18 protein-coding genes are annotated in these 18,277 nt (G+C 69.8%); 12 read left to right on the top strand and 6 right to left on the bottom strand.

Features of this window, described 5'->3' with window-relative positions; all coding sequences use genetic code 11:
* Positions 1-445: 445 nt before the first annotated feature.
* The 4 genes from efeU to AB0J78_RS05875 all read left to right on the top strand — a co-directional run bounded on the left by efeU (position 446) and on the right by AB0J78_RS05875 (position 4,798).
* On the top strand, positions 446-1,282 hold the full coding sequence (gene efeU / locus AB0J78_RS05860) for an iron uptake transporter permease EfeU (protein ID WP_363787428.1): 837 nt from the start codon (positions 446-448) through the stop codon (positions 1,280-1,282).
* Positions 1,279-2,394 (top strand): iron uptake system protein EfeO, encoded by a 1,116-nt coding sequence (efeO, locus tag AB0J78_RS05865; protein ID WP_363787431.1) that lies wholly within the window; start codon positions 1,279-1,281, stop codon positions 2,392-2,394. Before efeU ends, efeO begins: the two co-directional genes overlap by 4 nt.
* On the top strand, positions 2,391-3,602 hold the full coding sequence (gene efeB / locus AB0J78_RS05870; protein WP_363787433.1) for an iron uptake transporter deferrochelatase/peroxidase subunit: 1,212 nt from the start codon (positions 2,391-2,393) through the stop codon (positions 3,600-3,602). The genes efeO and efeB overlap by 4 nt, the downstream gene beginning before the upstream one ends.
* 191 nt (positions 3,603-3,793) lie before the next feature.
* The gene (locus tag AB0J78_RS05875) at positions 3,794-4,798 is read left to right on the top strand and encodes a tetratricopeptide repeat protein (RefSeq protein ID WP_363787435.1); all 1,005 of its coding nucleotides are present in this window, start codon (positions 3,794-3,796) and stop codon (positions 4,796-4,798) included.
* Here the strand turns inward: AB0J78_RS05875 and AB0J78_RS05880 are convergent.
* Together AB0J78_RS05880 and AB0J78_RS05885 are read right to left on the bottom strand one after the other, a co-directional pair.
* Positions 4,795-6,078 (bottom strand): Nramp family divalent metal transporter, encoded by a 1,284-nt coding sequence (locus AB0J78_RS05880; RefSeq protein WP_363787437.1) that lies wholly within the window; start codon positions 6,076-6,078, stop codon positions 4,795-4,797. The genes AB0J78_RS05875 and AB0J78_RS05880 overlap by 4 nt on opposite strands.
* Before the next feature lie 120 nt (positions 6,079-6,198).
* Complete coding sequence (locus AB0J78_RS05885) at positions 6,199-7,110, bottom strand: dihydrodipicolinate synthase family protein (protein WP_363787439.1); 912 nt, start codon at positions 7,108-7,110, stop codon at positions 6,199-6,201.
* A 120-nt stretch (positions 7,111-7,230) separates the two neighbouring features.
* Between AB0J78_RS05885 and AB0J78_RS05890 the strand changes: the two genes are divergently transcribed.
* The 6 genes from AB0J78_RS05890 (at position 7,231) to AB0J78_RS05915 (ending at position 12,224) form a co-directional block, all read left to right on the top strand.
* Positions 7,231-8,232 carry a LacI family DNA-binding transcriptional regulator gene (locus tag AB0J78_RS05890; protein ID WP_363787442.1) on the top strand — a complete coding sequence of 334 codons (1,002 nt, stop codon included), beginning with the start codon at positions 7,231-7,233 and terminating at the stop codon, positions 8,230-8,232.
* Between the two features lie 9 nt (positions 8,233-8,241).
* Positions 8,242-9,000 (top strand): ABC transporter permease, encoded by a 759-nt coding sequence (locus AB0J78_RS05895; RefSeq protein WP_363787444.1) that lies wholly within the window; start codon positions 8,242-8,244, stop codon positions 8,998-9,000.
* A 142-nt stretch (positions 9,001-9,142) separates the two neighbouring features.
* Positions 9,143-10,105 carry a trypsin-like peptidase domain-containing protein gene (locus AB0J78_RS05900; RefSeq protein ID WP_363787446.1) on the top strand — a complete coding sequence of 321 codons (963 nt, stop codon included), beginning with the start codon at positions 9,143-9,145 and terminating at the stop codon, positions 10,103-10,105.
* A gap of 49 nt (positions 10,106-10,154) precedes the next feature.
* Positions 10,155-10,814 carry a YdcF family protein gene (locus AB0J78_RS05905; protein WP_363787448.1) on the top strand — a complete coding sequence of 220 codons (660 nt, stop codon included), beginning with the start codon at positions 10,155-10,157 and terminating at the stop codon, positions 10,812-10,814.
* Between the two features lie 100 nt (positions 10,815-10,914).
* Positions 10,915-11,778 (top strand): hypothetical protein, encoded by an 864-nt coding sequence (locus AB0J78_RS05910; RefSeq protein WP_363787450.1) that lies wholly within the window; start codon positions 10,915-10,917, stop codon positions 11,776-11,778.
* Between the two features lie 104 nt (positions 11,779-11,882).
* Positions 11,883-12,224 carry a helix-turn-helix transcriptional regulator gene (locus tag AB0J78_RS05915; RefSeq protein ID WP_363787453.1) on the top strand — a complete coding sequence of 114 codons (342 nt, stop codon included), beginning with the start codon at positions 11,883-11,885 and terminating at the stop codon, positions 12,222-12,224.
* On the opposite strand, the gene AB0J78_RS05920 is transcribed toward AB0J78_RS05915, so the two are convergent.
* The 4 genes from AB0J78_RS05920 to AB0J78_RS05935 form a co-directional block, all read right to left on the bottom strand.
* Positions 12,221-12,811 (bottom strand): ATP-dependent Clp protease proteolytic subunit, encoded by a 591-nt coding sequence (locus tag AB0J78_RS05920; protein ID WP_363787455.1) that lies wholly within the window; start codon positions 12,809-12,811, stop codon positions 12,221-12,223. The two genes, AB0J78_RS05915 and AB0J78_RS05920, sit on opposite strands and share 4 nt — an antisense overlap.
* The gene (locus tag AB0J78_RS05925) at positions 12,808-13,431 is read right to left on the bottom strand and encodes an ATP-dependent Clp protease proteolytic subunit (protein WP_363787458.1); all 624 of its coding nucleotides are present in this window, start codon (positions 13,429-13,431) and stop codon (positions 12,808-12,810) included. The genes AB0J78_RS05920 and AB0J78_RS05925 overlap by 4 nt, the downstream gene beginning before the upstream one ends.
* Before the next feature lie 63 nt (positions 13,432-13,494).
* Positions 13,495-15,132: an AMP-binding protein gene (locus AB0J78_RS05930; RefSeq protein WP_363787460.1), complete on the bottom strand. Its 1,638-nt coding sequence runs from the start codon at positions 15,130-15,132 to the stop codon at positions 13,495-13,497.
* Positions 15,129-16,391: an MFS transporter gene (locus AB0J78_RS05935; protein WP_363787462.1), complete on the bottom strand. Its 1,263-nt coding sequence runs from the start codon at positions 16,389-16,391 to the stop codon at positions 15,129-15,131. Before AB0J78_RS05935 ends, AB0J78_RS05930 begins: the two co-directional genes overlap by 4 nt.
* Before the next feature lie 236 nt (positions 16,392-16,627).
* On the opposite strand from AB0J78_RS05935, the gene AB0J78_RS05940 reads away from it, so the two are divergent.
* The gene (locus AB0J78_RS05940; RefSeq protein ID WP_363787464.1) at positions 16,628-17,638 is read left to right on the top strand and encodes a hypothetical protein; all 1,011 of its coding nucleotides are present in this window, start codon (positions 16,628-16,630) and stop codon (positions 17,636-17,638) included.
* 257 nt (positions 17,639-17,895) lie between these two features.
* Entirely contained in the window at positions 17,896-18,195 is a 300-nt protein-coding gene (locus tag AB0J78_RS05945) for a DUF4190 domain-containing protein (RefSeq protein WP_363787466.1), read from the top strand.
* Positions 18,196-18,277 lie beyond the last annotated feature (82 nt).

The raw sequence follows: 18,277 nt of genomic DNA on the forward strand, positions 1-18,277 counted from the left end.
AGTCGCCGCGGTCGGTGTCCCATGCCCTCGGTCGGCTACCGCGCGGTCCACGTGCTCGGGCAGGACGACGAGATCCTCTTCCCGAACGATCTCGGGCGCGGATCGGCTTCATCGGCACGTCCTCATCTCCGTTCCTGAGAATCGCGCGCGAAAATGTCCGGAATATTCCGAGAAGTGATCTTTTGGTCGCTCTGTCCCAATTTGCCGCACATTTCAAGGAAGCGGAAATTAGCTCTCCGAATGTTTCCCAATCGATTCTCGAAGAATGGTGGAACCGGTGTTCGGGCAGGTGAACACGCCTTCCGCGGTGGTCGCCGAATACAGTTTCAGTCCCGGATCCGCCTCATTCTCAGGTGACTGCAAGCACAGATCTTTGCTCCTGAGGTTAGGCATGCCTATGGTCCTTCCACGCGTCTGGAAGAGACGTTGGTGGAAAGGAGATCCCGTGCTGATCGGCAATGCGTTGATCGGGCTGCGCGAGGGACTGGAAGCCGTCCTCGTGGTGAGCATCCTGATCGCATTCCTGGTGCGTGGTCAGCACCGATGGGCACTGCGCCTGGTGTGGGCCGGGGTCGCCGCCGCGGTGGCCCTGTCGGTGGGAGTCGGCGCGTTGCTGACCTACACCTCGGCGACGATGTCCTTCGAGCAGCAGGAGATGTTCGGCGGCGGGATGTCGATCCTGGCCGTGGTCTTCGTGACGACCATGATCTTCTGGATGCGCAACACCGCGCGCACCCTTGCCGCGCAGCTGCGCGGGCAGATGGACGAAGCGTTGCAGCTGGGCGGTTGGTCGGTGATCACCGTCGGGTTCCTCGCGGTGGCGCGAGAAGGGCTGGAGACCGCGGTGTTCTTCTTCTCCAGCGTCCAGTCCGCCGGCGGCGGAACGGTCCTGCCGCTGGCCGGTTTCCTGATCGGCATCGCCGCCTCCGTGGCGCTCGGCTGGCTGCTGTACCTCGGTGCGATCAAGGTCGACCTCGGCAAGTTCTTCACCGCGACCGGCGTGCTGCTGGTCTTCGTCGCCGCCGGTGTTCTCGCCTACGGGGTGCACGACCTGCAGGAGGCGGCCGTGCTGCCCGGCCTGCACGTGCTGGCCTTCGACGTCAGCGAGCAGATCCCCCCGTCGTCCTGGTACGGGACGCTGCTCAAGGGAATCTTCAACTTCTCGCCGCAGACCACCGTCTTCGAGGCGATCGTCTGGATCGGCTACGTGGCGACCGTCCTCGCCTTGTTCCTGCGGCCGAAGCGGGCCGCCGCCCCCACCCCGACAGGAGAGATGTCGTGAGAACCCTCGTGCGAACCGCCCTTCCGCTGTCCCTGCTGCTGCTCGCCTCGTGCGGCCAGCAGGCCGGCCCGGGAGCAGCGCCCGGCGCGATCAGCGTCGAAGCAGGCGACGACGCCTGCAAGGTGTCCAGCACGTCGGCACCGGCCGGGACGATCACCTTCGACGTGCGCAACGTCGGCTCTCAGGTCACCGAGTTCTACCTGCTGGGCGACGGCGACAAGATCGTCAGCGAGGTGGAGAACATCGGCCCCGGGATGAACCGGCAGCTGGTGGCGCAGGTGTCGCAGGGCGGCAAGTACACCACCGCCTGCAAACCCGGCATGCAGGGCGACGGCATCCGGGGCGAGTTCACCGTGACCGGCTCGGCGCAGGCGGTGACCAGCCCGGAGTCCGCTCAGGCCGTGGCCGCCTACAAGTCCTACGTGGACCAGCAGGCCGACCTGCTCAAGGCGGAGACCGAGAAGTTCGCCCAAGCGGTCAAGTCCGGTGATGTGGAGCAGGCCAAGGTCTTGTACCCCAAGGCCCGACTCCCTTGGGAACGCATCGAACCGGTCGCGGAGAGCTTCGGCGACCTCGACCCGAAGATCGACGGGCGGGAGGCCGACCTCGAACCCGGCCAGCCGTTCACCGGCTATCACCGCCTGGAGAAGGACCTGTGGGTGACCGGACCGCAGCCCGACACCCCTGCCATCGCCGACCAGCTGGTCGCCGACGTCGACCAGCTCGTGACGATGGCGCGCGGCGTCGAGCTCACCCCGGCCGACACCGCAAACGGGGCCAAGGAACTGCTCGACGAGGTCGCCACCGGCAAGGTCACCGGCGAGGAGGAGATCTTCTCGCACACCGACCTGTGGGACTTCCAGGCCAACGTCGACGGCGCGAAGCAGGTCGTCGACTCGCTGCGCCCGGTGCTGTCGGCGAAGGACCCGGCGTTGTTGGCCGAGCTCGACCGCAACTTCGGGTCCGTGCAGTCCCTGCTGGACCGCTACCGGGCCGGAGATGGCTTCAAGCTCTACCAGGAGCTGGCCCCGGAGCAGGTCAAGGAGCTGTCGACGGCGGTGAACTCGCTCGGCGAGCCGCTGAGCAAGACCGCGGGGGTCGTGGCGCGGTGACGGTCTCTCGTCGGAAGCTCTTCGGGCTCACCGGCGCCGGCGTGGCGATCGCCGGCGCCGGGGGCGGGGTTGGTGCGGCCGTCTCCGGTGGTGGGGACGTGCAGGGGCCGGGTGCCGAGCAGGTGCCGTTCCACGGTTCGAACCAGGCGGGGATCACCACACCGGCGCAGGACCGCATGCACTTCGTCGCCTTCGACGTGACGACCTCCGACCGCGCGGAACTCGTGCGCCTGCTGCAGGACTGGACCCGCGCGGCCGAGCGGATGACGGCAGGTCGGGAAGCGGTCGAGCACGGAGCGACCGGTGGTGCAGAGCAGGAACCGCCCGGTGACACCGGCGAAGCGCTCGGACTACCGCCGTCCGCGTTGACGCTCACCATCGGTTTCGGGCCATCGCTGTTCGACGGGCGGTTCGGGCTCGCCCCGCAACGCCCCGCCGCGCTCACCGAACTGCCGCACTTCTCGCAGGACAACCTTGATCCGGCGAGGTGCGGGGGAGACCTGTGCGTGCAGGCGTGCGCGAACGATCCGCAGGTCGCCGTGCACGCGATCCGCAACCTGGCCCGCCTCGGTTTCGGGACGGTGTCCGTCCGGTGGTCGCAGCTCGGGTTCGGCCGCACCTCCAGCACGTCGCGCGACCAGGCCACACCGCGCAACCTGTTCGGCTTCAAGGACGGCACCAACAACATCAAATCCGAGGATGGCGCGGCGCTCGACGAGCACGTCTGGGTTCGCCGGGCCGACGGTCCGGAGTGGATGGTGGGCGGGAGCTACCTGGTGGCCCGCCGGATCCGGATGCACATCGAGACGTGGGACCGGACCTCGCTGGCCGAGCAGGAGCAGATCGTCGGACGCAGCAAGGGAAGTGGTGCTCCGCTGGGTGCCGCCGACGAGTTCGCCCCGGTCGACTTTCGCGCGATCCCGGAGGAGAGTCACATCCGGCTGGCTTCGGCCGAGAACACCGGCGCTCGGATCCTGCGTCGCGGCTACAACTTCACCGACGGCTCCGACGGTCTCGGCAGGCTCGACGCGGGATTGTTCTTCGTCTGTTTCAACCGCGACCCCCATCGGCAGTTCGTCCCGATGCAGCGCGCGCTGGCTCGTGACGACACGATGATGGAATACCTGGAGCACAACGGCTCCGCCCTGTTCGCGTGCCCGCCCGGAGTGGAACCAGGAGGCTTCTGGGGCCAGCAGCTCTTCGGCTGATCGTCCCCACGAGCCACGGCCTCTCAGGGGCCTACGACTTTGGTCTTACGGGATGGGGTCAGGGTTTCCGCATCGCATTTCGGGGATTTGGCCTGAGGCCATGCGGTCGTCGCGACCGTAATTTCTCCAGTGGACATGATCATCCGGTTCTCCTCGGAGGGCCGGGTGATCCGCCTACTGGAGGGAGTTCCATGCACGCCAAGGCGGACGAGTACCGGGGTGGCCTCGCGGCGTTGTCGGTGAACGCGTCGCTGGACGAGGTGCTCGAAGAGGCCGAACGGCACGACGCGGCGGCGACCACGCCGGGTGAACGCGCGGGCGCGCTGCTGGCCATCGCCGAGGCGTGCAGGCGGCTGGGCAGGGTGGAACGCGCTGAACGCGCCTGGCGCGCCAGCTACCGCACCGCACGAGAGGCCGTCGACCAGGACGCGATGGCCTGGGCGCTGTGGAGCGGCGGCACCCTCGCCCGGCAGCGCGGTCGCTACGTGCTGGCGCACCGCCTGCTGACTCACGCGGTCGAGGCCGCCGAACGCGGCACCGATCCCATGGCTCGGGGGTACGCGCTGGCGGGACTGGCCGAAACCGGCCGCGTGCAGGGAGATTTCGCCGGAACCCTGCGACTCCACGAGCAGCTGCTGGACGAGGCGCGGCAGATCGGTCAGCCGAGGCACGTCGTGTGGGCGCTGGAGGGGATCGCGCAGATCCACCGGCACCACGGCGACCACGACACCGCGCTGGCCATGTTCACCGAAGCCTGCCAGATCGCCACCGACGGCGACGACCAGCGGGGGCGGGCCTGGGCGCTGCGCGGCATCGCCGACCTCACCTCGCTGCGCGGCGAACCCGACGAGGCCCTGGACCTGCTGGCCGACGCCGAGCGCACCTGCCGGGACATGCGCTTGGAAGCGGCTCTGGCCTACAACCACAAGATGCGCGGCAACGTCCTCTACCGGGCGGGCCGCTACGCCGAAGCCGAGCGCGTCTACCGCGACACAGTCGAGGAGTTCACCCGCATCTCGGAACCGCGCGGCGAGGCCCTCGCCCGCCTCGGCCTCGTCAAGAGCCGAGCCCGGCGAGGGGCCCCGCCCGCTGAAACCGATCAGGCGCTCCTGGGCCTCCACGCTCGCTTCACCGAGAGCGGCCTGCACCACGCGGCGGACATGGCGCAGGCCGCACGTCGCGAACTCCTCGGCTAGGAGAAGCTGGTGACCGCCAGCTGGTAGCAGACGGCGGCGATCGCGACGAGCCCGATGGCGGCCAGGACGTTCTGCCACCACCTGTTGCGCAGGTCGCCCATCAGGCCGCGCCGGTTTGCCAGGACGAGCAGCAACACCGCCAGGACGGGAGCGACGACGACCGTCAACGCCTGCGCCGCGATGATGAGCTGGACCGGCGACTCGCCCCGGGCCAGAACGGTGACCAGGGCGCCGAAGCCGAGCACGCCCAGGATCCCGGCGCGGACCCGCCACGAGGCGAGCCTGTTGCCGAAGCCGAGGCCGTCGGAGAGCAGCGTGCCGCCTGCGGTGGCGTTGGCGATCATCGCTGAGAGAGCGGCACCGGTGAAGCCGAGCGAGAAGATGGTCCGCCCGATGTCACCGGCGATCGGGGTGAGGACGGTGGAGAACTGCTTGAGCGTGGCGCCGTCCTCGCCGCCGACGCCGGGCAGGACCGCCGCTGCGGCCATGATGACCAGTGCGGTCATGATCCCGGGCGCGACGATGCCGGGAATGGTGTCGGCGATGGTGGTTTCGCGGTACTGCTCGCGGCGAAGTCCGCGCTCGCGCGAGGCGTAGCCGGCGTAGAACGCGGCGTTGACGGAGAAGTTCGTGCCCACCAGGGCGACGATCAGCAGACCGACTCCTGCGGGCACGACCGGGACCACGGACCCGACGGCGGCGGCTCCCCAGTCGGGCCGGGTGACGATCGCGGTGGCGACGAACGATGCCGCCATGACCGCGACGATGACCAGCACGAGCTTCTCGATGAGCGTGTAGAGCCGCCGTGCGAAGAGGATGCCGACGACGACGGTCGTGCACGCCAGCGTCCACCACATGGGCGAGCCGCCGAACACCAGGGACAGGCCCAGGCCCGAGCCGACGGCGTTGCCGACGGAGAACATCAGGGTGATGGCGAAGACGCCGAACCCGGCGAGCCCGCCGACCCAGCGGCCGAGGTGCTCCTTGATCGTCTGGACGACCGAGCCCTTCGACACGAGTGCGATGCGGATGCTCATGTCGGCGTAGATGAGCATCAGCACGGTGGAGACGGCGATGACCCAGATCAGGGAGTAGCCGAAGCGGCTCCCGGCCTGCACCGCCGAGGTGAGGTTGCCGGGCCCGAACTGCCAGGCGCCGACGATGAAGGCAGGCCCCATCAGGGCGAGCATCCGCAGGACTCGGCGGCCTCTGCCGACCGGAGCGGAACCGGAGGTGTCGTTGGGCCCGTTGTTCAACCGGGCGGGTGCTGCGTCGGACATGGTGCTTCCTCACCCCCACGCGGCATTGTCGCGGGGTCGTTCGGGGACGGCATTGTCACCGGACCGGCCGGGTGGCCGGCAAGGGCCGGATGCGCTCGCGCACCCGGCCCGCAGGTCGGCTCAGATGAGCTTCGCGCTGCGCAGCGCCTGGACGATCTCTTCCTCGGCCTCGGCGGAGAGGTCGATCAGGGGAGAGCGCACGGTCGCGTCCTCCAGCACCCCGAGCGCCTTGAGCGCGAGCTTGAGGGCCACGGTGCCCTCCATGTGCGAACCGCGGTGGTAGACGGCCTTGGTGACCGGCAGCAGGCGGTCGTGCACGGCGCGGGCCGCTGCGTAGTCCTGGGCCTTTCCGGCCGCGATGAGTTCGAGCAGCGGTTCGGGGGCGATGTTGCCGTACCCGACCAGCAGGCCGTCCACGTCGAACATGGTGTGCAGCAGGTACTCGTCGTGGCACGACAGGATCTGCAGATCCGGGTTCTCCCGCCTCAGGACGGGGATCTCGGTGTCCCAGCGACGCATGTTCCGCACGCCGTTCTTGGTGGCGAAAACGCCCGGTTGGGCGGCGATCTCGAGCTGGGTGTCGAGGTCGTAGTTCGCCTTGGTGACGTCCGGGTACTGGAAGAGGATGCAGGGCAGGCCCGCCTCCTCGTAGATCGCGCGGTAGCGCTCTTGCGGCGCGCCCTGCTGGTAGCCGAACCGCAGCCAGCCGTGCGAGGGGTACACCAGCGCGGCCTCGGCACCGGCGGCGACCGCGCGCTTGGCCTCCTCGACCGCCACGTGCGTGCCTTCGCCGGTGATCCCGGCGATGACCGGGACGTCGACGGAGTCGACCAGCTGGGAGATGGTGGCCACCTGCTCGTCCTGGGTCAGGAAGGTGCCTTCGCCGGCGTGGCCGAGCACTACGAGGCTCTTGACGCCGTCGTGACCGGCCAGCCACTGGCCGAGCTTGGCCATCGCCTGGTGGTCGACCTCGCCGTCCGGCGTGAACGGCGTGACCGGAGCGGGGTTGAGGCCGCGGAGATCGAGAGACATGCCTGGGACTCCATTTCTGGGAACGGTCGCGGGAACGTTCCCAGAACGATGCGCCACGACTCGCCGACTGTCAAGACCGATCCCGGGAAGGTTCCCATCCTCCGGTAGGCTCCGGGTGTGGTGACGATTCTCGATGTGGCCCGAGCGGCCGGGGTCAGCAAGTCCACGGTCTCCCGCGTGCTCGACGAGCGCCTCCCGCGCTCCACCAACGCGACGGCCGAGCGTGTTCGCGAGGTCGCGGCCGAGCTCGGCTACGTCCGCGACCCGCTCGCATCCGGCCTGCGCCGTTCCGGAACCAGCACGGTGGGCGTGATCGTTCCCAGGCTCACCGACACGGTCATGGCGATGCTCTACGAGGCGATCACCGAGGCCGCGGCCGGACGCGACCTGTTCACGGTCGTGGCGACCACCGAAGACCTGCCGGAAGTGCAGGACAAGGCGGTGCAGTCGCTGCGGCGGCGCAGGGTCGACGGGCTCATCCTCACCACGGCCCGCGTGGGCGAACCGGTCGACGTCGGCAAGACCCCCTACGCGCTGGCCCTGCGCACCGACGGCAGCAGCCCGGCCGCCATCGGCGACGACCGCCTCGGAGCGCAGCTGGCGACCCGGCACCTCATCGACCTCGGACACCGCAGGATCGGCCTGGTCGGTGGACCCGCGCACGCCTCGAGCGCGCGAGGGCGCGCAGCGGGCTACCGGGAAGCGCTGGAAAGTGGCGGGCTCGGCTTCGACCCGGCACTGGTCGCCGGTGACGCGTTCTCGATCGAGGCCGGTGAGGTCGCCGGGCGTCAGCTGCTGGATCGTTCAGACCCGCCGAGCGCCGTGTTCGCGGTCAACGACAACACGGCGATCGGCGTGCTCGCCGCCGCGCACGCGCTGGGCCTGGAAGTCCCCCGGGACGTGTCGATCGTCGGCTACAACGACATCCCGGTGGTCAGCAGGCTGCCGGTGCCGCTCACCACGGTGCGGGTGCCGTTCCGGCAGATCGCCGCCGACGCCCTGCGCCTGCTGCTCGACGACGGCTCGGGGACCGGCGAAACCCTGGTGAGCGCCCCGACTCTCATCCCGCGCGGGTCCACCGCCGCTCCCCGGCAACCGGGATCCGACGGGCCGCGTCCGTAAGGTCGCCGGGTGGGTTCTGGGACGATCCCGGTGACGCCGGTGCTCGGTGCCGTCGTCGTGCTGCTGCTGGTCGCGGCCGCCGCGGTGGTGCGCCTCGGCGGGTTCGCGCGGCACTGGGCCGTGATCACCGCCGGGTTGCGCGGGGCCGCGCAGCTGCTGCTGGTGTCGTTGATCATCACCTCCGTGGTGCGCTGGTCGTGGCTGGTGGCGGCGTTCATCGTGGTGATGTTCGCGATCGCGGCGCGCACGGCGGGGCGGCGCATCACCGGCAACCGCACGTGGTGGTGGGCGGCCGTTCCCATCGCCGCCGGTGTGGCACCGGTCGCGGGAGTGCTGCTGGCGACGCGGGCCGTGCCGCTGACCGGGCTGGTGCTGATCCCGCTGATCGGCCAGCTGATCGGGGGAGCGCTGACCGCCACGGCGCTGGCCGGTCGCCGGCTCCTCGACGAGCTGGCGCAGCGCAGCGGCGAGGTCGAGGCGGCGTTGTCGCTGGGTCTGTCCGAACGCGACTCGCGGCTCGAAATCGCCCGTCCCGTGGCCGGAACGGCGCTGGTGCCCGCGCTCGACCAGACCCGCACCGTGGGCATGGTGACCCTGCCCGGCGCGTTCGTCGGCATGCTGCTCGGCGGTGCCAGCCCGCTTCAGGCCGGTGCCGTGCAGCTGTTCGTGCTGGTGGGGCTGCTGGCGGTGGAGGCGGTGGCGATCGCGGCCGTGCTGGAGATCGTCGCGCGCGGTCTGGTCACCCGCCCGGCGGCCCACCAGCCGTGACCCCGCCGCCGGTCAGCGCCTGGCAGCGACGCCTTCCTCCGCGCCTACCGCTGACCGTTCGGGTCGCACCCCGCGCGTTTCGGGAATGTCCTGGTGGTGGGGCGGTGTTATCCCGGCAACGGCTTGAGGCGGGGAGGTCGAGATGGCTGAGCACGGAGCTCCCGAATCGTCCGGCGCGGGGGCGATGGATGCCTATTCGCGCACCGTGACTTCGGTGGCCGCGGAGATCACGCCGAGCGTGGCGAGCCTGCGCACTCGCGGAGCCTGGGGCGAGGCCAAGGGGTCGGCGGTGGTGTTCACCGCCGACGGCTTCATGCTGACCAACGCGCACGTCCTCGGCGATTCGCGCGGCGGGACCGCCTACTTCGCCGACGGCACCAGCGCCGAGATGTCCCTGGTGGGAGCCGACCCGCTGTCGGACCTGGCGGTCGTTCGCGTCGACGGGCAGACGCCCAAACCGGTGGAGCTCGGCGACAGCGACGAGCTCGTCGTGGGCCAGCTGGTGGTGGCCGTGGGCAATCCGCTCGGCTTGACCGGATCGGTCACGGCAGGGGTGGTCAGCGGCCTCGGACGATCGATGCCCTCGGGCGGCGGTCACGCCGCTCGGATGATCGAGGACGTCATCCAGACCGACGCCGCGCTCAACCCCGGCAACTCCGGTGGCGCCCTCGTCGACGCGCGAGGCGTCGTGGTCGGGATCAACACGGCCGTGGCCGGGATCGGTGTGGGACTGGCGATTCCGATCAACTCGACGACCCGCCGGATCATCTACTCGCTGATGCGCACCGGGCGGGTTCGCCGCGCCTACCTCGGTCTGGTCACCACGCCCGCCCCGCTTCCGGAGGAGCTGGCCCGGCGCATCGACCAGCGCACCGGTCTGCGGGTCGTCGACGTCGTGCGCCGCAGCCCGGCCGATCGCGCCGGCCTCCACCCCGGCGATCTCGTGCTGACCGCCGCGGGCGAGCCGGTCCGCAACGCCCAGGGACTGCAACGGCTCATGTTCGCCGAAGCCATCGGCAAGCCCTTGCAGATCACCGTCACCCGCAACGGCGCGATGGTCGACGTCATCGCGGAACCCACCGAGCTCCAGGACGCGGCGGCCTGACCGGACGATAGGTTCGCGGGGTCAGCTCGGCTCGTGAGGTGAGGCGCCGATGGGGATCAGCACGGTCGTTCCGGAGGAGCACCGCGCCGACGCGGAGCTGTTGTGGAACTACCACGACATGGGGCACGAGCTGCGGCCTTGCGACGTCGGAGTCGGGCTCGGCAGCCACGATCTCGGCGTCGCCGACCACGTCGTCGAGCTCTACGGCGGCGGGTGGTTCCCGCTGGTCGTGTTCACAGGCGCCAACGCACCGACGACCGTGGAGCGCTTCCCGCGCGGCGAGGCCGTGCACTACCGCGAGCACGCGATCGGGCGCGGCGTTCCGGACGCGGCGATCGTCGTCGAGCCGAAGGCCACCAACACCGCCGAGAACATCGAGTTCACCCGCCAGGCCTTGGCTGACCGCGAGGTCGAGTCCCTGCTGCTGGTGTCCAAGCCCTACCAACAGCGACGCGCCTTCGCCACGGCGAAGAAGATCTGGCCCGAGGTCGACATCGTCTGCAGCTCGCAGCGCACCCCGCTGGACGACTACGTCCGCGCCATCGGCGACGCCGACCGCGTCATCGACATGCTCGTCGGCGACACCCAGCGCATCACCCTCTACGCCGAACGCGGTTTCGCGATCCCGCAGGACGTGCCCGCCGAGGTCGAAGCGGCCTACCGCCGCCTGCTGGCCGCCGGTTACACCCGCCGACTCGTCCAGGACTGATCGTCCGCGAACCTCCGGTGGTGGAGTTGTCGACCAGGCGCGGCCCATCCGCTACCGGTAGTCCACCTCGGCGCCCGCTAGCGCTGCTCGTATAGCGCGCATGCGTGCATCTCGGACATTCTTCCTGACCGCCCAGACCGCTCTCGCGCTCATCATCGTGCCCACCAATGCCCACGCGGAGCCGGTGCCCGGCCCCACCGATGGGGTGCAGCCGTTGGAGCGCGCCCACGCTCATAACGACTACGAGCATCAGCGGCCGTTGTTCGACGCGCTCTCGCACGGTTTCCGGAGTGTCGAGGCGGATGTCTGGCTGGTGAACGGCGAGCTGTGCATCGGCCACGACGCGCCCGACTGCAGCCGCACCCTGGAGTCGCTCTACCTCGAGCCCCTGGCCGAGATCGCCGGTGCCAACGGCGGCGAGATCTACGACGAATCCACCGAGCCGCTGCGCCTCTACGTCGACGTCAAGGACGGCGGCCAGGCGGTGTGGGACGTACTCGCCGACCAGCTCAACGACCGCCCGCAGCTGGTCAGCTCGTGGGCGAACGATCGCGAGACCACCCGTGCCGTCGAGGTCGTCGTCTCCGGCCAGCTGGCCAACCAGACCTTCGACGACCCGGTCCGCTGGGCGTCCGGAGACGGCCGCATCGTCACTCCGCCCCCGGCCGGTGCCACCAGCGCCGACCTCGTGGTCCTCTCCGACAACTGGACCCGGTTGTTCACCTGGCAAGGCGTCGGCCGCATGCCGGAGGACGAACGGCAGAAGTTGCACGAGCTCGTCGATCGCGCCCACGCCGGGGGCTACGAGGTGCGGTTCTGGGCCACCCCGGACACCGAACCCGGCGCTCGGGAAGCGGTCTGGCGCGAACTGGTCGACGCCGACGTCGACCAGATCAACACCGATCACCTCACCGCGCTCGAGGAGTTTTTGAAGACCCACGACCCCGCCGAGCAGAACTCGTGATCCCCTTCCTCCCTGAGCACGGCAGCGAGTTGAGCCCGGGCTGATCGGTTCCGCCGTCAGCGGAACCGCGATCCCGGGCGCTCGACCGGTGTCAGGATGGGCGCATGGCGGACGTTCTTGACTTCCAGCGCAAGCGCAAGCGCAAGGCCGAGCCCGAGCCGCTGTGGCGCGAGGAGCTCGGCCGCAGCCTGCGTGCGACCCGGGAGGACCGCGGTGACCGGCTCGTCGACGTCGCCGAGCGAGCCGGTCTGTCACCGCAGTACCTCTCCGAGATCGAGCGGGGCCGCAAGGAACCCTCCAGCGAGATGATCGCCGCCGTCACCGGAGCGCTCGGCATCGACCTGGCCGATCTGCTCGGCAGCATCGCCGGGCAGGTCCGACGCAGCAGGCCCGCGGCGCCCGCTCCGGTCGGCCGCCCGGCCGGACCGCTGCTGATGGCGGCCTAGCTCCGCTCGTCCAGGACGTGGTCCGCGAGGCCGTAGGCGACCGCCTCCTGCGCGTCGAAGACGCGGTCGCGGTCGGTGTCGTGCCGCAGCGTCGGCACGTCCCGACCGGTGTGCCGGGACAGGATCTCCTCCAGCTGGGTGCGGACCCGGACCACCTCGTCCGCCTGCAGGATCAGGTCCGGGATCGTGCCCCGGCCCTGCGCGGCCGGCTGGTGCAGCACCACCCGCGTGTGCGGCAGCACCGCGCGATGACCGGGTGCTCCTGCCGCGAGCAGCACCGCGCTGGCCGCGACCGCCTGACCGACGCAGGTCGTGGCGACCGGGGCCTTGATGTAGCGGACGGTGTCGTAGAGCGCGAGCATCGCGGACGGGTCGCCGCCCTCGGAGTTGATGTAGAGGTTGATCTCCCGATCGGGGCTGTCGGCCTCCAGGTGCAGCAGTTGGGCGATCAGCGCGTTCGCGACACCGGAGTCGATCGGGGTTCCGAGGTAGACGATGCGTTCGGCGAGCAGGTGCGAGTAGACGTCCATGATCCGCTCGCCGTTGGTGCTGCGGGTGATGACGTTGGGAATCGTGTAGCTGGTCATGCCCGAACCCCCGTCTCCGCGCCGAGGCCCATGGGCGTGCGCGTCGGCATCACCTGGCCCAGGCCGTCGACGATGTGGTCGACGAACCCGTACTCGCGGGCCTGCTCGCTGCTGAACCAGCGGTCGTGCAGCGAGTCGGCGAAGACCCGCTCGACAGGCTGGCCGGTGTCCTCGGCGATGATGCCCAGCACCGTGTCCCGCGTGTAGCGCAGGTCGTCGGCCTGCACCTCCACCTCGACGGCCGAACCGCTGATCCCGGCCGAACCCTGGTGCATCAGGATTCGCGCGTGCGGCAGCGCGAAGCGCTTGCCCTGAGTGCCCGCCGACAGCAGGAACTGGCCCGCGCTGCACGCGAGTCCGAGCGCGAGCGTGGACACGTCGCACGGGAGGAGCCGCATCACGTCGCGGATCGCCAGCATCGATGGCACCGAGCCGCCGGGGGAGTGGATCCACAGCGCGATGTCCTTGCCGGGATCGGAGTGGGCGAGGGACAGCATCTGCGTGATCAGCACCGTCCCGTTGTCGTCTTCGAGCGGACCGTCGAGCACCAGGACCCGCTGGTCGTAGAACCTCTCGCGAAGCCGGTGGTCGAACATCGGCTGCTTCTCGTCATCGGCCATGACCCGACCATGCCGCCGGAACCCCGCTCGCGGAGCCCCGCGCTGCCCTGAGCAGATCCGCCCTCAGCGGCGTCGTGAGTCGTGCTCCGGTGGCAGCAGCGCTGCGCGAGCGCGGGTGGCGAAGGTGCTCTCCCAGCGGTGCAGGTCGGCCGCTGCGAAGCGGTGGTACTCCAGCTCGGCGGTCGGGCGGTGGTAGACGGGGTCTTCGGTGCGCCAGGCCGCCTGGCGCAAGGGGGTTTTCGCCGTCTTGTTGCTGGCCGTGAGGGGTATTTCGGCGGTGATGCGGACGAATCGGGGGAGCCACTTGGTGCCGAGATCGGGCTGAGCGGCGAGGAAGTCCGCGAAGGCTGCCGGGTCGAAATCGTCCCGCAGGCGGAGGGCGCACATGACCTGGTCGCCGGTGCGCGGATCCGGCACCGGGTAGACCGCCACCGCTTCGACCGGCTCCCAGCGCTGGAGGATTCGTTCCACCGATGCCGCGGCGAAGTTCTCGCCGTCGACGCGGATCCGGTCGGCGGTGCGCCCGGCGAAGTAGAAGAACCCGTGGGCGTCGCGGTAGGCGAGGTCGCCGGTCCAGAAGTCCTCGCCGCGCACGCGTTCCGCCTGAGCTTCGGGGTTGTTGTAGTAGCCCTCGAACGCGTCGGCCTTCCCGAGGGCGACGATCTGCCCGATGGCCTCCTCGGCGTTGCTCAACCGCCCGTGCTCGTCGAACACCGCGGGCGGGCATTCGGTCGCGGTGTCCTCCCGCAGCACCCGGACGTCCAGTCCGCCCACGGGCAGGCCGAGCGAGTCCGGTGGGCTCTCGGCGGTCCGGTTGATCCGCAGCACGCCCTCGCTCATCCCGTACCCCTCGGAAACCCGGCAGCCGAAGCGCTCGGCGAACCGTTCGGCGTCGTCCGGTGAGGCTTCGGTGCCGACGGCGAGCCGCAGCGTGCTGCGCCGGTCGGCCTCGGTCTCCGGCCGCGCGAGGACGTAGGCGAGGGTGCGCCCGACGTAGTTGACGAAAGTGACGCCGTAGCGGTGGATGTCGGGCGCGAATCCGGACGCGGAGAACTTGCGGGCCAGGCACACCGTCGACCCGACGTGCATCGCCGGCGCCAGGTTCATCATCGCCGAGTTGCCGTGGAACAGCGGCATGCACAGGTACGACACCGAGTCCCGCGTGAGTTCGGTGCGCACGGCCAGCGACTCCGCGAGCGCGCCCAACCGGCCCTGCGAGCAGATCACCGCCTTCGGCGCCCCGGTCGAACCAGAGCTGAACAGCAGCAACAACGTTCGGCCCGGTTCCGGTGAAACCGGCGGCAGTTCGGCGTGGTCGGGAAGCCGGTCGAGGTCGCTGTCGACGTTGAGCACCGACGCCCCGTGGTCGATCCCGTCGAGCAATCCCGACAGGCGCGTCTCGGTGACGACGACCTCGCAGTCGGTGTGCCGGATGTCGCGGGCGAGCCCTGCGCCCCGCCGGGTCGGGTTGATGCCCACCACGACCGCGCCCTCCAGCGCGGCGGCGACGATCCAGAACACGTGGTCAGGGACGTTCTCCAGCAGCAAGCCGACGTGCCGAACACCCGTCCGGCGAAGCCAGGCCGCACGCCGCGATCCTTCGGCGACGACCTGCGCCCACGTCCACGACCGCTCCTCGAAGCACAGCCCGATCCGCTCGTCGCGGGCCCGCGAGCGGACGATCTCGGCGAACGTGCTCACCGCTCCTCCCCGAGATCCCGGCCCCGGGTCTCGGAGATCAGCAGCACCGAGACGATCGAAACACCAGCCGCACCCACGATGATGCAGCTCAACGGCAGGCTCGACCCGCCGGTGCCGGCCACCAGCGTGGCGGCGATCATCGGGGTGAAACCCGCTCCGAGCAGGCTCGCCATCTGGTAGCCCAGCGACACCCCGGTGTAGCGCACGCGGGTCCCGAACATCTCCGAGAGCATCGGTGCCAGCGGCGCGTACATGAGGTTCTGGAAGATCTGCGCGACCACCAGCGCCGCGATCATCGCCGGCACGGTCCGCAACTCCAGCAGCGCGTACATCGGGAACGCGAACAGGACCGCCCCGGACGCGCCGATCAGCAGCACCCGGCGCCGGCCGATGCGGTCGGAGAGCGCGGAGAAGATCGGGATCCCGATCAGCCCGGTGAGGCTGATCAGCAGGTGCGCGCGCATGATGTCCGGCAGGTCGTAACCGAGCCCCTTGGCGTAGGCGACGCTGTGCGAGCCGATCAGCGCCGTCATCGCGAACGGCCCGATCCCCGCAGCGCACGCCAGCAGCACCGCCCGCGGACGCCGCAGCACCCGCAGCAGCGGCAACGACTCCCGCTCACCGGCCTCGGCCATCGCCTGCCGGAACAGCGGGCTCTCCACCACGCTCAACCGGACGTACAGGCCGATGATCAGCAGGATCGCGCTGGCCAGGAACGGAATCCGCCAACCCCAGGACACGAAGTCCTCCCGAGGCAGCAACGTCACCAGCGCGACGGCCCCGTTCGACAGCAGCGATCCGAGCGGCGAACCCGCCTGCATGATGCCGACCCACGCTCCCCGGCGACGCGAATCGGCGTGCTCGATGACCATCAGCGCCGCACCGCCGTACTCGCCGCCCACCGCGATCCCCTGCACGCAGCGCAGCAGCACCAGCAGGACCGGCGCGGTCAACCCGATCGACGAGTACGTCGGCAGCACGCCGATGAGCACGCTCGCCACACCCATCAGCACCATGCTCATGACCAGCGCGGACTTGCGTCCGAGCTTGTCGCCGAAGTGCCCGAAGATCAACCCGCCGAGCGGCCGCGCGACGTAGCCCGCGGCCAACGTCCCGAACGCGGCGATGGTGGACACGGCGGGGTTCGACCCGGGGAAGTACAGCGTCCCGAACACCAGCGCGGTCATCGTCGAGTAGAGCAGGAAGTCGTAGTACTCGATGACGGTGCCCAGCAGCCCGGACAACGCCACCTTCCGCACCTGGCGACGGTCCACCGCCTCCGCAACGGGAACCGATCCCGGCATCGCCACTGACACCACTTCCTTCGCCGAACCAAGCGCTTGCTAGGCAAGCTACGACCCCGATCACACCAGGTCAAGAGCGGACTACCTCGCCCCCGGCCCCGAGCACCGAGTCTCAATGGAAATCCGACACCCGATCTCAGCGGGAAACCCGGGACGGTGGAGTGGTGTCGGGGCGGGCGATAATGGTCGGCATGCTGACCGACGTGCGCACCGTGCTCGGCGCGGGAGTGGCGGTGTGCCTGATGCTCACCGCGGGAGTGTGGGCGGGCGGCTGCTGGCTCGGTGACGTCGCGCTGCTGCCCGACCAGGGGGCTTCCTGGTACTACTGGAAGCTCCCCGAGCCCACGTTCTGGACCAGGGCATCGGCGTGGGCCGGCTACGCCGCGCACCAGCTGGTCAGCTGGGGACTCATCTTCTACGCGCAGCGGCACGTCCGGACCTACACAGGTGGGTTGCATCCGGTGAACGTGGTCGCGCTGGTGGCCAACCTCGGATTCATCGTGCTGCACGAGGTGCAGACGCAGGTCTTCTACGACGGACTGGCGCAGGACGTTTCGATCTTCAGCTCGCAGGGCTCGGTGATCGTGCTGCTGATCGTCGTGCTGATCATGGAGAACCGCCGCAGGGGCATGTTCTTCGGTCGTCCCGCCCCGATCTCCGCGGAGATCACGCGGTTCTTCCGCAAGTACCACGGTTACCTGTTCAGCTGGGCCGCGGTCTACACGTTCTGGTACCACCCGATGGAAACCACGAGCGGACACCTGATCGGCTTCGTCTACATGTTCCTCCTGCTGCTGCAGGGAAGTCTGTTCTTCACCCGAGCCCACACCAACCGCTGGTGGACTCTGACCCTGGAACTGCTGGTGGCGGTGCACGGAACCCTGGTCGCGGTGATGAACTCCGGACCCGACGGCATGTGGCCGATGTTCCTCTTCGGTTTCCTGGGGGTCTTCGTCATCTCCCAGATGCACGGCCTGGGCCTGGCGAAGGGCACCCGCTGGGCGCTGGTCGTCCTCTACCTCGGCGCGGCGATCGCGGTGTACTCGACCCGGTCGCTCACCGAGCTCGACGAGATCGTGCGCATCCCGCTGATCGAATACCTGGTCGTGGCGGTGCTGGCCCTGCTCACCTGGCTCGGCCTGCGCGGCCATCGCCTGCTCCGCAGGCCGGAGCAGCAGCGCGAACCCGCCGGGCAGTCCTAGTCGGGGGTCCAGAGCGGGTCCAGCGGGAGCCGACCGGTCGGGATCGCCGATCGACCAGCGGGGATCGGCGCGGGAACGACGCCAGTTCTCGAAGTGAAATCGGCCATGCGGCCGACACGATCGGCCTGCGTCGTGGCTGGTGAGGCGAGTCGGCAGCGCGCACTGCCTGCGGCCGGGCCTTTCGCCCCTGCCTGCCGGGAAGATCCGCCGGGACCCTTCCGTACTAGAGCCGGACAGCAGCCTGAGGGGATCCGAACATGACCGCCGAACAGCCGTACCCGCGACCGGTGCCTCCCGCGATGGCGTTCCCAGCGCCCACCAACGGCATGTCGGTGGCCGCGCTGGTCCTGGGCATTCTCGGGGTCGCACCGCTGGCGGTGATCTTCGGTCACATCGCCGTGCGCGACATCAGGAAGAACCCGCCGCAGTCCGGGTACGGCATGGCGATCGCCGGACTGGTGCTGGGGTACGTGGTCCTGGCGGCGTCGGCGATGATCCTCCTCTTCTTCCTGGTCGTCATCATCGGAGCGCCCACCACCAGCGCGCTGGGCGCGTAGCGGGCGTTCTGTCTTGAGGGGTGGTCGGCCGGTGCCGGGGAGGGGAAGGCGCACCGGCCGACCTGGAACCGGTATCTCGGCG

The sequence above is a fragment of the Saccharopolyspora sp. NPDC049426 genome, from assembly GCF_040676935.1.
Lineage (GTDB): Bacteria > Actinomycetota > Actinomycetes > Mycobacteriales > Pseudonocardiaceae > Saccharopolyspora.

Coding starts and splice junctions, on each gene's coding strand:
- AB0J78_RS05905 (WP_363787448.1), top strand. CDS start 10,155: ATGGGGATCAGCACGGTCGTTCCGGAGGAGCACCGCGCCGACGCGGAG.
- AB0J78_RS05900 (WP_363787446.1), top strand. CDS start 9,143: ATGGCTGAGCACGGAGCTCCCGAATCGTCCGGCGCGGGGGCGATGGAT.
- AB0J78_RS05885 (WP_363787439.1), bottom strand. CDS start 7,110: ATGTCTCTCGATCTCCGCGGCCTCAACCCCGCTCCGGTCACGCCGTTC.
- AB0J78_RS05920 (WP_363787455.1), bottom strand. CDS start 12,811: ATGACCAGCTACACGATTCCCAACGTCATCACCCGCAGCACCAACGGC.
- AB0J78_RS05915 (WP_363787453.1), top strand. CDS start 11,883: ATGGCGGACGTTCTTGACTTCCAGCGCAAGCGCAAGCGCAAGGCCGAG.
- AB0J78_RS05875 (WP_363787435.1), top strand. CDS start 3,794: ATGCACGCCAAGGCGGACGAGTACCGGGGTGGCCTCGCGGCGTTGTCG.
- AB0J78_RS05925 (WP_363787458.1), bottom strand. CDS start 13,431: ATGGCCGATGACGAGAAGCAGCCGATGTTCGACCACCGGCTTCGCGAG.
- AB0J78_RS05880 (WP_363787437.1), bottom strand. CDS start 6,078: ATGTCCGACGCAGCACCCGCCCGGTTGAACAACGGGCCCAACGACACC.
- AB0J78_RS05910 (WP_363787450.1), top strand. CDS start 10,915: ATGCGTGCATCTCGGACATTCTTCCTGACCGCCCAGACCGCTCTCGCG.
- AB0J78_RS05940 (WP_363787464.1), top strand. CDS start 16,628: ATGCTGACCGACGTGCGCACCGTGCTCGGCGCGGGAGTGGCGGTGTGC.
- AB0J78_RS05945 (WP_363787466.1), top strand. CDS start 17,896: ATGACCGCCGAACAGCCGTACCCGCGACCGGTGCCTCCCGCGATGGCG.